Here is a 12,594-nt window from a genome sequence, read left to right as displayed (position 1 = left end):
CAGACCTGGCGAAGGGAGGCCCGCCCGTGGGCGGGCCGGCTCTTCTTCAGCTGGCGTCGCGCATCGCGCCGATGACCTTTTCGACGAAGGCGTCCGCCGACATATTCGGGTTGTTCCAGTACTGGGTGACAGCGTCCTGGATCGCGCCTGAGAAATTCGGCGTGCTCAGGAGCTCCATCGCCTCCACTTGGTTCGACGGATCGCGCAGTACGGCATGGGACCTCTCCGCACAGGCGTCCATGGACGACACGTCGACATCGAGACGGACCGGGATCGAGCCCTTTTTCTTGTTGAATTCAAGCTGGCTTGCCGGGTCGAGTAGCACTTCGATCAGCTTGTCCTGAACCGCGAGCGCGGCTTTGTCCTTGCTTGCCGGGAAAACGAAGACGTCACCGCCGATCACGAGCTTTCCGGAGCTACCGTCGCCGACGAGGGTGCAACCATACTCCTTGCCCGCTGTCTGACCGGCCGCAATGAACTCGCCCTTCGCCCAATCGCCATTAAAGTGCATGGCCGCCTTGTTGGTGATCACAAGAGCGGTGGCATCATTCCAATTGCGGCCAGGGCTGCCGGGATCGACAAGGCCGCGCAGCTTTCCGAACAGTTCCACTGTTTCTTTGAACTTCGGGCTCTTCACAGCCTGCTGGTCGCGCGAGCCATAGAACTTGCGGAAGAGGTCCGCCCCGCCATTTCCAACCAGGACGGCACGAAAGAGATTGTGCTCCCAAGTCGGCTGGCCGCCGAGCGCGATCGGGATGATGCCCTTGGCCTTCAGTTTCTCACCGGTTGCGATCAGCTCGGGGAAGGTTTTTGGAGGCTCAAGTCCCGCGTCTGCAAAAACCTTGGTGTTGTAGAACAGCCAGTTTTGGCCGTGAATGTTCACCGGAACGGCATAAAATTTGCCATTTCGCACGGAAGCCTCGACGATCGACTTCGGCATGATGTCACGCCATTTGCCGGCCTGTGCCTGCTTGTCGACATCGCGCAGAAGATCGTTGGTCACCAGTTCGTCGAACTGCTTGCCGGTGTTGAACTGCAACATTGTCGGCGGATTTCCGCCAACCATGCGGTTTATGCCGGCTGCACGGGCATTCACGCCACCCGCGATGGCATTGTCTACCCAGGTGCCTCCAGCTTTCGTGAATTGATCGGCGAAAACCTTGACCGCTGCGGACTCACCTGCGGAGGTCCACCAGTGGAGCACCTCAGCTTTTTGCTGCTGCGCAAGCGCTCCAGAACTCCAGATCAAGGCACAAGACAGAGTATACGCAGAAACGCGTGTTTTCAGGCGCATGGCTTCCTCCCAGAAGCGTTGTCTCGATTTTTGTAATCGATTACATCTTGTCCGCGTAAGGTGTAATTGGTTTTGAAATAAGTCAAGCCGCCATTCTAACTAGGCTTCTTTCTTATCCCGGGTAGATGCCAGCACTACGGGAGTGCTGACTAAAGGAGTGGCGTAACGTGCTCCCGCAACTCGGTGGTGTAGACGGTGTGAAGGATCGGATCGGCGCGGCCTGACGCATGTTCTGAAAGTCCTTGTCCCTGCAGGCTTCCGCGATCCGGCGTTACTAATTGTCGCTCGGGATCACCTTGCGATTCCTTTGCGGCGGGCTCGTGTGGCGCGAGCCCCGTGCAGCGCTCCGGTGTTCAGAGCTGAACCCAGGCGGCCTTCCGTTGGGACGAGCGCACGGCCGCATCGATGAAGCGCACGCCGCGCACACCGTGCTCGATGTTCGGTGCCTGCAGCGAGAAAGGATGGGCTGGGCGTCCCTCGAGGCGAGCGGTGATCTGCTCTGCTACATCGGAGTAGATCTGCGCAAACCCCTCCAGATAGCCCTCCGGGTGCCCGGCGGGTATCCGGCCCGCGGCACGCGAGATTTCCCCCGTGCCAGCACCGTTACGGCGGATGAGGCGAGGGGGCTCGTTCAGCGGCGAGAAGAGAAGAACGTTCGGATTCTCCTGATGCCATTCGAGCCCGGCCTTCTCGCCGTAAACGCGGATGCGCAGGCCGTTTTCCAGGCCGGTGGCAACCTGGCTGCACCAAAGCATACCCTTCGCGCCGGAGGCGAAGCGCAGCATCATATGCGCATTATCGTCGAGCCGGCGGCCCTCGACGAAGGTGTGCAAGTCCGCAGAGAGGGACTGAACCTCGTCGCCAGTGATGAACTCGGCGAGGTTGAAGGCGTGCGTGCCGATGTCGCCGACAGAACCCGCAGGGCCCGAGCGGGCCGGATCGGTGCGCCACTCGGCCTGTTTATTGCCGGTCGCTTCCGTGCGCGTGGCAAGCCAATCCTGCGCGTACTCCACCTGAACGACGCGGATCGCACCGAGTTCGCCGGCTTGGACCATGGCGCGCGCCTGTCGCACCAACGGATAGCCCGTATAATTGTGCGTGACCGCGAAGATGAGCCCGGAGTCACGGGCAAGTTTTGCCAGCTGGTCCGCTTCCCGCCGCGTGGTGGTCAGAGGCTTGTCGCAGATCACATGGATCCCGGCTTTGAGAAAGGCTCGTGCAGCGGCGGCGTGGGCGTGGTTGGGGGTGACGATAGCAACCGCATCGATGCCCTCCTTCAGCCGCCGTTCCCTGCGCGCCATGTCATTGAAATCGCCATAGATACGATCCGGCTTGAGCAGCAGATCCTGCCCGGAGAGCCGGGCGCGTTCCGGGTCGGACGAAAGCGCACCCGCAACAAGCTCCCACCGGTCGTCAAGACGCGCAGCGATGCGATGGACAGCCCCGATGAACGCGCCGCGCCCGCCCCCTACCATGCCGAGCCGCAGACGGCGCTTGATAGCCTGATCCTGAGATCCCGTAATCGTCATTGCATGCTACTCCGCAGCCTTTTTCAGGGCATCGAGGCCCAGCATTCGGCGGTTGGCTGCTTCATCGGTTCCACCCGAGGCGAAATCATCGAAGGCTTTCTCCGTCACGCGGATGATGTGGGACGCGATGAATTGTGCGCCGTCCCGCGCGCCGTCCTCGGGATGCTTGAGGCAGCATTCCCATTCCAGCACGGCCCATGAATCGTAGTCGTACTGAGCGAGTTTCGAAAAGATCGCCCCGAAATCCACCTGCCCGTCGCCGAGCGAGCGGAAGCGCCCTGCGCGGTTTATCCAGCTCTCGTACCCACCATAGACGCCGACGCGGCCGCTTGGGTTGAACTCCGCGTCCTTGGCGTGAAACGCCTTGATGCGCTCGTGATAAAGGTCGATGAAAGCCAGATAATCGAGCTGCTGCAGCAGGAAGTGGCTCGGATCGTAGTTGATGCAGGCACGGGCATGACCATCGACGGAATCGAGAAAACGCTCGAATGTCGCGCCGTCGTGGATGTCTTCGCCCGGGTGGATTTCGTAGCAGACATCGCAGCCCGCATCGTCGAAAGCATCCAGGATCGGCGTCCAGCGGCGTCCCAGTTCTTCGAAAGCCGTTTCGATGAGGCCGTTGGGGCGCTGCGGCCACGGATAGACGAAGGGCCAGGCGAGGGCACCTGAGAATGTCACATGCGCATTGAGGCCAAGGCGCTTTGAAGCTTTCGCGGCCAAAAGCATCTGCTCTATGGCCCAGGCCTGCCGCGCGGCCGGATTGCCGCGAACGTTCGGAGCCGCGAAGCCGTCGAAGGCCTCATTGAAAGCGGGGTGAACGGCGACGAGCTGCCCCTGCAGATGTGTCGAAAGTTCGGTGATTGCGAGCCCGTGGCTGCGCACGATCCCTTGAATTTCATCGCAATAGGCTGCCGATTCCGCCGCTTTTCTGAGGTCGAAAAGCCGCGCGTCCCAGGTTGGAATCTGCACGCCCTTGTAGCCGTAAGAAGCGGCCCACCGGCAGATCGAGTCGAGCGAGTTGAACGGCGCTTCGTCTCCCGCGAACTGCGCGAGGAAGAGGCCGGGGCCCTTCATAGTCTTCATCGGTTTCTCCCGAAAGGCCTCCCCCTTTGTGAAAGGGGAGGTAAGTGGGGGCAAAAACCGGGCGGAACGAGAAAGCCTTCCGCCCGGGCGGAGGAGGGTCAGAACGGTGAGTTCGGGTAGTAGAAATTCTTCGCGTTATCCTTCGTGATCAGCTCCGCATTGAGCACGTAGGTGCCGCGCATGGGTGCGTTGGTGAAGAACTGCGCGGCCGTCACCTGCATGGCGGTCGCGATCATGCCCGGCGGGTAGGAGACGTTGGCCGGCAACATCTTGTCGCCATCCATGACGCGTTTCACGATGTCCTTCATGCCCGCGCCGCCGAGGACGAACTTGATGTCTTCGCGCTTTCCTTGGCGAATGGCCTCCATCACACCCAGCGCCATGTCGTCATCGGAAGCCCAGACCGCATCGATCTTCGGATGTTTGGCGAGATAGTCCTGCATCACGCGGAAGGCGTCGTCGCGGTTCCAGTTGGCATACTGCTTGTCGAGCACCTTCACGCCCGAGCCCTGAAGAGCCTTCTCGAAGTTCGAGACGCGCTCCTCGTCGATCACGGTCGGAATGCCGCGGAAGACAACGACGTTGCCCTCCTTGAGCGTGTCGGTAATGAACTTGCCGGCCACGCGTCCAAATTCAGGGTTGTTACCGGCGACATAGATGTCCTGGATCGAGGAATCCTTCAGGCCGCGGTCAACGACGGTGATGAAGGTGCCCCTTTTTTTCACCTCGCGGACCGGGTTCGTCAGCTCGTCCGAATTGAAAGGCAGAACGACGAGAGCGTCGATCTTCTGCGCGGTCAGATCGTCGAGCGCATTGGCCTGGGACGCTCCGTCAGGCGAGGTCTTCACGATCACTTTCAGGCCGGGATAGGTCTTCTCAAGCTGCTTTGCGGCCTCCTGCGCATGGTACACGACCCCGCCCGTCCAGCCATGGGTCGCGGCCGGGATCGAGACGCCGATGGTGACATTCTTCTGCTGCGAAAATGCACCGCTGGCGAGACCCGCGGAAAGGGTCGCCGCCGCGAACGTCCATGCCATTTTTCTCATGTTGTCCTCCCAGAGAAGTGGCCGAGCCCTGATCGTCGTACCGGGGGGCTCTCACCGGATTCATCGCCCCTTGTGCAGACTGCGCTGCACCAGCATGGCGACAATGATGATGGCACCCTGCACCGCGCCCACGAGAAACTCGGAGACGAAGTTCGAGAGCACCATGATGTTGGCGACGAGTTCGAGAATGATGGCGCCGACCACCGTGCCGCCGATGCGTCCGACACCGCCCTTCAGGGCCGTGCCGCCGATGACGACGGCGGTGATTGCCTGCAGTTCCCAGAGGAGGCCGGTCGTCGGCGTCGCCGAGCCGAGGCGCGGCACATAGACGAGAATGGCGATGCCGACGCACAGGCCCTGAATGACATAGACGAGCGTGCGGACCCGCCAGATCGGAACGCCGGAATAGCGAGCGACTTCCTCATTCGATCCGAGAGCCACCACATGCCGCCCGAAGGACGTCTTGTAGAGAATGAGCGCGCCGATGGCGGCGACGGCAAGGAAAACGAGGATAGGAAGGGGAATGCCGAAGGCGCTTCCGAAATAAAGCGGGCGATAAAGCTCCCGCAGCTCTGAATTGCGCATGGTGATCGTGCCGCCGGCGGCGAGCCAGATCACGAGAGATCTGAAAATGCCCATCGTGCCCAAGGTCACGATGAAGGGTTCGATGCGCCCGAAGGTGACGATGAGGCCATTGGCGAGGCCGCAAAGCGCGCTCAGCGCCAACGCGGCGAGCATGCCGAGCGCGAGCGTGCTCAAGTCGGCGCCTCCGAGCTTGTTGAGGGTCAGGATCATGACGCCGGCGACCAGCGCAGCCATGGAGCCTACAGACAGATCAAGGCCGCCGCTTGCAATCACGAATGTCGCCCCAACCGCGATGATGGCGATGAAGGCCGAGCGCGTGACGACGTTGAGGAGGTTCGCCGTCGTCAGAAAGTCGGGATTGATGAGCGAGCCTGCAATGACCAGAACCACGAGCGCGATGAAGGGCGAAAGTGCCCTGAGGTCCAGATTGAGGCGGCGCGTTCTGACGCTTGTTCGGAGGGCGGTATCAGTCATGCGTGACCTGCGGCGATCTGGGCAGCCTTGTCCTCGTGGACGCCCGTGGCGAGAAAGACGATTGAATCCTCGGATAGATCGCGCTCCGAAACCTCTCCCGCGATGCGCCCATTGCGCATCACGAGAACCCGGTGACACAACCCGATCAGCTCCTGCATTTCGGATGAGATGACGACGACGCTTCGCCCCTGTTCGGCCAATGTGGTGATGAAGCGGTAGATCTGCTCTTTCGTGCCGATGTCGACGCCCCGCGTCGGTTCGTCGATGATGACGATACGCGGATCGGCCAGCATCATCTTGGCAAGAAGCAGCTTCTGCTGGTTGCCGCCCGAGAGCTGTCCGGCAAGAAGATCGCGCTGCCGCGCGCGGATGTCGAAGGCGCGGATCGCGGTGTCGAGCGCCTTGTCCTCGGATGGCACGTCGATGAGCATGCCCCTCGTGAATTTATCCAGTGCCGCGAGTGTGAGATTGACCCGAAGGTTCTGTTTCAGAAGGAGGCCTTTGCCTTTCCGGTCCTCGGACAAATAGACGATGCCGGATGCCATGGCCTCGCCCGCGTCGCGGAAGCGCACGGGCTTGTCATCGAGAATGATGCGGCCATCGCCGGTCCGAAGACCAACCATCCCCTCGAACAGCTCAGTACGCCCGGCACCGATCAGGCCGCCAAAACCGAGAATCTCGCCCCGTTTCAATGTGAAAGACACATTCTCGACGAAGCCGGGAACCGCGAAATTCTCGACCCGCAGAATATCGCCGTCGGATGAAATGACAGGCTTTTCCGGATAGAGCTTCGACATGTCCCGCCCGACCATGAGACGCGCCATTTCAAGCGGCTCGAGCCCTTCGATGTCACGGGTTGTGACGAGACGCCCGTCGCGCAGGACAGTCACCCTGTCGGCTATGGCTTTCACTTCACTGAGACGGTGGGAGATATAGAGGATGGCGACACCCTGCGCCTTCAGGCTGCGGATGATCGCAAAAAGGCTTTCGGCCTCGACCGGCGTGAGAACCGCCGTCGGTTCATCGAAGACGACGACGCGGTTCGTCGCACGAAGAGCCCGTGCGATCTGGACCAACTGGCGCTTGGCAATGGAGAGTTGGCGGACGGGAGTATCGGGGGCGATGCCCGCGGCAAGGCGACGAAGAAGGATCCGGGTTCTGTCCCGCATTGCCCTGTCGTCGACAAAACCGGCGCGCGTGATCTCACGTCCCAGAAAGATGTTCTGCGCGACCGTCAGATCCTCGGCGAGCAGGATCTCCTGGTGAACGAGAACGATGCCCAGGGCTTCGGCCTCGACGGGATTGGCGAATTGTACGGACTTGCCGTCGAAGAACAGGCGTCCCTTCGTCGGCGGAAGGTGGCCGGACAGGATCCGCATCAAGGTCGACTTGCCGGCCCCATTTTCGCCGATGACGGCGTGCACCTCGCCGGGTTTGAGGTCGAGCGACACCCCGCTCAGCACTTCAACGGGGCCGAACGATCTGGAAATCGTCTCCGCACGCAGAACTGAATCCATCGGTTGCTCCGGTCCAACAGGAAAAGGATCGGGAAGCGCCTGGGGCAGGGCCAAGCGGTGCGATGGGGGTCAGTTCGGGGAAATGGCTCTCGGCATAGCGCTCCTCCTCGGGTTTCCTCTGCGTCCTCTTGACGGGACCTGCCTTGTCCTGGAACGGGGCCATCGACAAGGCATTATGTAATCGTTTACATTCACTTTACCGCAATGTTGGCTTCTGTCAAACAGGCCGGCACGAGGGGCAAAATCGATGAGTACGGGCGGGCGCAAGTTCAGGGCAGGTAGCGGCGAAGGTGCGGGCCGCGCGGCGCGCATTCAGGATGTGGCGAGGCTCGCGGACGTCTCCACGGCGACGGTCAGCCGCGTCCTCGCCAGCCCCAACGTGGTTTCCGAGGACACGCGGGCAAGGGTGCTGGAAGCCATCGCAAAGACCGGTTACGTGCCCAACCCCGCTGCCCGGTCGCTGCGCTCGCAGAAGACCTACATGGTCCTCGTCGTGCTGCCCAACCTCGCGAACACTTTCTTCTCTAAGATCCTCAGTGGCATCGAGGAAACCCTGTTCGAGGCCGGTTACGGCATGATCATCGGCGATCTGGACGGGTCGCCGGAGAAGGAGGCGCACTTCGCCGCCTTTACATCCGCCGGCCGGGTCGACGGCGCAATCCTGCTCAACGGACATCTCTTCGGCCAGAGCCGTGATGCGCAGGGCGAACCAGCCATCAACATTCCGCTTGTCGCTCTATGCGAGGCGATACCCGGCGCGAACATTCCGCAGATCGAGGTCGATAACCGGGCCGCATCACGGCGCATGACTCAATATCTGGTGTCGCGGGGGCATCGGCTTATCGCCTATCTCACAGGTCCTGCCGATAACGTTCTGGAAAAGGAGCGTATCCGTGGGTATCGCGACGGACTTCGGGCGGAAGGGCTCGCTTTCGATCCCGAACTCGTGATCGAGGGAGATTATACGATCAAGTCCGGTATCGACGCTGGCCGTGATCTTCTTGGCCGATCCAGGCGGCCCACCGCGGTCTTCTGCACGAGCGACGAAATGGCCATAGGCCTCATGCGCACCCTGCACTCGGCGGGCGTGCGCGTTCCGCAGGATATATCAGTTGCCGGCTTTGACGACATCGAGTTTGCAGCGGTGGCAGAACCCGCTCTGACGACCATTCATCAGCCGCGTCGCGAGTTGGGACAAGCGGCTGCGACAGCCCTTGTCGACCTGCTGCAGGGGCGCTCGACACCGGAGCGCATTCGCCTCAAGACAGAACTGGTGGTTCGTGACAGTGTTGCGGAGCCCGTTGGCACTTAAGTGCAGGAGTGCAGACCATCCGCCCGCACTCATCGCTGGCCGACAAACCAGTGCCATGGCAATGCACAGAGCCGTGTAGAAGGCGAGCCAGGATTTTCCGGCAAAGGGCTCTGCCACGAGCGCGATGATTTCGCCTCGGCCGACGGTACACCGGCTGCTGTTGCCCTTGCTTCCCTTGTGGAGCGGGAAGCACATGGATTGCTCGAGCATGCCTCGATGTGTCCCGAGGCATTTCAGTCCTCGCGTTTCATCCGTTCCCGGCGCGCGAGTTCGGCCTCCGAGGGATGCTCCAGCGCAAACGATCCTTTGCTGATCGCGCCTGCACGGTCATAAACGCTCATGATGGCACCGGTTGTCGACACCGTGGTTCCGGCAAGCTTCAGCGCGCCCGGTTTTGTACCCCGGCCAAATAGGCGCTTGCCTTGGCCGAGGACGAGCGGGAATATCAAAATGCGGAATTCGTCGATCAGATCGTGCGCGAGCAGGGTCTGCAACAAGATGCTGCTGCCTTGTGTCAGGAGATTCGGCCCGTCCTCCTGTTTCAGCCGGGCTATCTCAGCCGCCACATCTCCGCGCAAGGCAACGGAATTCGTCCAGGCGAGCGGCTCCTTAGAGGAGGTGGCGACGTATTTGGTCACGGAGTTGAACATCTCCGCCGTCGGATCGCCGCCCTCGACGAACGGCCAGTGCGCAGCGAAGATTTCGTAAGTCTTGCGTCCGAGCAGGAGATCGAATGGGCTCGAAAATATCTCGCCCATGAACTGCCCCATCGGCTCGTCCCAATAGTCGACCGTCCACCCGCCGTGGGTGAAGCCCCCCGTCGGGTCCTCCGACGGGCCACCCGGTGCCTGCATGACACCGTCCAAACTCGCGAAGGCGGCGGCGACAACTTTTCTCATCTCGGGGCTCCCACAGTGTCTGCACCAAGGATGGATCGGCGCGTGCCGATCCGACATACGAGGATACGAATTTTCGCGCAGGCCGAAGCGAACGTCTTGCCAAGAAAGCCAGCCTCCGAGGGTCGGCCGCGCGAGATGAGGCTGCAACCTAGTAAAAGTAATAATAGTAATCGTAATAGCCGCTGAAGGTCGGTACCGGTCTGAGGCCATTGACCAGCCTCTGCTGAGAGATCCCGTTGCGATGGACGAGTTCCATGTCGAGGATGTTTTTAGCTTGCCGATCCGTCAACTGGCCGGCTTGGACTTGCTCCGCGAGAGCATTGCCTTTGGCGATATAATGAGCGCCGAGGTCATTATAGGTCATGCCTCCAAACCCAACCGCCTGCCTCGCGCGGATGCAGCTCCAAGCTTCGACATAGGCGGCGAATTGCGACGTGCAGGAAAGTTGGGCCTCCACGGACCCGCATCCCCCCACCGTCAGCACGCCAACGACGACAAAGCCCGGTTTCATCGTCCTCAATCAGAGACCCCTCAATTTCGACTCTCTGCGAAAACCTCGCCGAGCTCTTGTCGACCACTGGCATAATAGCGCCGACGTCAGTCATTTGTTCCCATGAATTGGGACGCAAAGGGTGAGGCGGCGACCTCGACGCTGACTGGGGGCGGCGGCAATCCCCTTTGCCCGGCTGTGTTACGGTCCCCGTTTTCGACCAGAGAACAACTTGACGCCGCATCGAGGTGATCGATAGCCTCCGGAAGTACTGAACCAGAGGCTGATCCCGAAGGGATGCAGGCCCGATCACTCTTCGAATTGGCATCCCTTCCATGGCATCGAATTTATCGAGGTTCACTGGCGGCATGGACCGCGTCAGCGGTGCGGTCGTTTCCTTGGGGCGATGGTTGGCGCTGCCGGTCATGACGCTCCTCTTTATCCAATGGCCTCTCAGAGACTTCGTCAAAGCCTATTCGCGAGAGGCGAACGACCTCGGGCAGTGGCTGTTCGCAATCTTCGTCGCGGTGTCCGTGACCGCTGCAACCCGCGCACGCGCCCATCTCGCCGCCGATGCCTTCGCCAAGCGGTATTCTCCGGATACCAGGCTGCGGATCAAAAGAGTGGCGATCGTCTTCGTGCTGATGCCTTGGGCCGGTTTCGTTCTCGTCACCGGCTGGCCTCTGGCATGGTCGTCGCTTCTTGCACTCGAGTCCTTCTCCGAGACGAATAATCCGGGCTATTTTCTCATCAAGGCCGCAGTGATGCTCCTGGCTCTCCTGATGATGATACAGGGGATCGTCTCCTTCTGCTCTCGGGATCCTGGTGCTTAGATGGCATGGGTCGGCTTGGCATTGCTGCCCCTGATCGGGCTGGCCCTGATCCTCACCGGTCTACCGGCCTTCATCGTGCTGATCGGCGCAAGCGGCCTCGGCGCTCTGGCCGCGGCCTGGAGCGGGTCCGGCGGATTGCTCTCCGCGCTTCCGGCCCGGCTCACCAATCTTTTCGAGAACGATCTCCTGCAGGCGCTGCCGCTGTTCGTGCTGATGGGCGCGCTGCTCAACCGGCTGCCGCTCGCCGACATCCTGTTTCGCACCGGAACGGGGTTGATGCGCGGTTCGCCCTCGGGGCCGCAAGTGACCTCTATCGGCCTGGGCGCTCTCCTCGCGCCGATGAACGGCTCTGTCGGCGCGAGCATCGCGGTCCTGTCGCGGACGGTGGGCCCGAAGCTCGTGAAGCACGGTGTCGAGCCCGCGGACGGACTTGCTACCATCGCGGTCGCGAGCACGCTTGGCGTCGTCGTTCCACCTTCGCTGGTGCTGATCCTCCTGGGAGACGCGATGATGGCGGCTCACACGATTGCCTCGAACACGATGGGCCGGAGCGAGCGCATCATCAACACGCAGGACATTTTCCGCGGGGTGATGGGGCCTGCGGTGTTGTTCGTGCTGCTGTGCCTTGCCGTTGCCGCGTGGAAGGGGGGGCGGACGAAGCTGTCCGTCGCCATCGGCACATCGTCGTCTATCGATCGGATCGTCTCCATCGGAACGATTGCTTTCATTGTGGCGCTGCTGGGCGGAGTGACGGTCGGGCTCTTCTATCCCGTCGAGGCTGCCGCGATGGGAGCCGTGACCTTGCTCGTCGGAGGGCTCCTTACGGGTTATCTGAACCGACAGGCTCTGATGGGCGTGCTTGCGGAAGCTCTGGCTATCACGGGGGCGCTTTTCGCTCTGCTGGTCGCCGCAACCACCTTCACGCTCGTTGTCCGTTGCCTCGGCACGGACCGGCTGCTCGGACAGCTCATCGCCGATCTGCCAGGGGGAGAACTCGGCGCGACTCTCGTCGTGTTGGGCATCCTGGCGTTGTCGGCTTTCGTGCTGGACGTCTTTGAAATCATTTTCGTCGTGATTCCGATTGTCATGCCGGCCCTTCTCATGCGGGTCGGCGACGCCGTTTGGGTGTCGGCGCTGACGATCTTGACCCTGCAGGCGAGTTTCCTGCTGCCGCCGCTCGGCTACGCGGTCATGATCGCACGCGGAACGACGGCGGAGGTGGTGCCGATCCGAAACCTCATGCGTGCGCTCCGGCCTTTCCTGATCGCGCAAGCAACGGTCCTGTCCCTGACGGCAGCGGTGCCTGCGTTCGTGCATCTGAACGGTCAGCCGCAGAAGACCACGTCCGCGCTCGCCGTGTCGGAAAAGGACGTGCTGGACAAGCTGAACCAGCTCGCGCCAGCCGGCCCCTTAGAAGTCCCTTCCTTGAATCTGGACTAAAAGATCCCGTTTGAGCGCGAAAGTGGCGCTCCGGCGACGGGCTCCTATGTCAGTATGATCGACGCGATCCTCGGTCGCGGGATGTGCCGATC

General features: G+C 61.5%; 10 protein-coding genes and 2 pseudogenes. 3 read left to right on the top strand and 9 right to left on the bottom strand.

Going from position 1 to position 12,594, the window contains the following annotated elements:
- Positions 1 to 46: 46 nt before the first annotated feature.
- From I2H38_RS12120 to I2H38_RS21560, 7 genes and pseudogenes are all read right to left on the bottom strand, one after another.
- On the bottom strand, positions 47 to 1,294 hold the full coding sequence (locus tag I2H38_RS12120; RefSeq protein WP_196272119.1) for an ABC transporter substrate-binding protein: 1,248 nt from the start codon (positions 1,292 to 1,294) through the stop codon (positions 47 to 49).
- A 353-nt stretch (positions 1,295 to 1,647) separates the two neighbouring features.
- On the bottom strand, positions 1,648 to 2,823 hold the full coding sequence (locus I2H38_RS12115; protein ID WP_196272118.1) for a Gfo/Idh/MocA family protein: 1,176 nt from the start codon (positions 2,821 to 2,823) through the stop codon (positions 1,648 to 1,650).
- 6 nt (positions 2,824 to 2,829) lie between these two features.
- The gene (locus I2H38_RS12110; RefSeq protein ID WP_196272117.1) at positions 2,830 to 3,906 is read right to left on the bottom strand and encodes a sugar phosphate isomerase/epimerase family protein; all 1,077 of its coding nucleotides are present in this window, start codon (positions 3,904 to 3,906) and stop codon (positions 2,830 to 2,832) included.
- 98 nt (positions 3,907 to 4,004) lie between these two features.
- Complete coding sequence (locus I2H38_RS12105) at positions 4,005 to 4,952, bottom strand: substrate-binding domain-containing protein (RefSeq protein ID WP_196272116.1); 948 nt, start codon at positions 4,950 to 4,952, stop codon at positions 4,005 to 4,007.
- Positions 4,953 to 5,012: 60 nt separating this feature from the next.
- Complete coding sequence (locus I2H38_RS12100; protein ID WP_196272115.1) at positions 5,013 to 6,011, bottom strand: ABC transporter permease; 999 nt, start codon at positions 6,009 to 6,011, stop codon at positions 5,013 to 5,015.
- Positions 6,008 to 6,709 (bottom strand): annotated as a pseudogene (locus I2H38_RS21565) (ATP-binding cassette domain-containing protein); the annotation flags it as partial. The gene I2H38_RS12100 and the pseudogene I2H38_RS21565, both read right to left, overlap by 4 nt.
- A gap of 324 nt (positions 6,710 to 7,033) precedes the next feature.
- A pseudogene (locus tag I2H38_RS21560) lies at positions 7,034 to 7,459 on the bottom strand (ATP-binding cassette domain-containing protein); the annotation flags it as partial.
- Positions 7,460 to 7,775: 316 nt separating this feature from the next.
- Between I2H38_RS21560 and I2H38_RS12090 the strand changes: the two are divergent.
- Entirely contained in the window at positions 7,776 to 8,840 is a 1,065-nt protein-coding gene (locus tag I2H38_RS12090; RefSeq protein ID WP_196272113.1) for a LacI family DNA-binding transcriptional regulator, read from the top strand.
- A 233-nt stretch (positions 8,841 to 9,073) separates the two neighbouring features.
- Here the strand turns inward: I2H38_RS12090 and I2H38_RS12085 are convergent, their stop codons facing one another.
- The gene (locus tag I2H38_RS12085) at positions 9,074 to 9,739 is read right to left on the bottom strand and encodes a dihydrofolate reductase family protein (RefSeq protein WP_196272112.1); all 666 of its coding nucleotides are present in this window, start codon (positions 9,737 to 9,739) and stop codon (positions 9,074 to 9,076) included.
- A gap of 148 nt (positions 9,740 to 9,887) precedes the next feature.
- The gene (locus tag I2H38_RS12080; protein WP_196272111.1) at positions 9,888 to 10,250 is read right to left on the bottom strand and encodes a hypothetical protein; all 363 of its coding nucleotides are present in this window, start codon (positions 10,248 to 10,250) and stop codon (positions 9,888 to 9,890) included.
- A gap of 314 nt (positions 10,251 to 10,564) precedes the next feature.
- Here I2H38_RS12080 and I2H38_RS12075 point away from each other — a divergent pair, with 314 nt between their 5' ends.
- Positions 10,565 to 11,062 (top strand): TRAP transporter small permease subunit, encoded by a 498-nt coding sequence (locus tag I2H38_RS12075; protein ID WP_196272110.1) that lies wholly within the window; start codon positions 10,565 to 10,567, stop codon positions 11,060 to 11,062.
- Positions 11,063 to 12,502: a TRAP transporter large permease subunit gene (locus I2H38_RS12070; RefSeq protein ID WP_196272109.1), complete on the top strand. Its 1,440-nt coding sequence runs from the start codon at positions 11,063 to 11,065 to the stop codon at positions 12,500 to 12,502.
- Positions 12,503 to 12,594: the final 92 nt, after the last annotated feature.

Source organism: Microvirga alba, assembly GCF_015694465.1.
Taxonomy (GTDB): Bacteria; Pseudomonadota; Alphaproteobacteria; order Rhizobiales; family Beijerinckiaceae; genus Microvirga; species Microvirga alba.
Note: the sequence above shows the minus strand (reverse complement) of the source record. Positions and strands in the feature narration are given on the sequence as shown.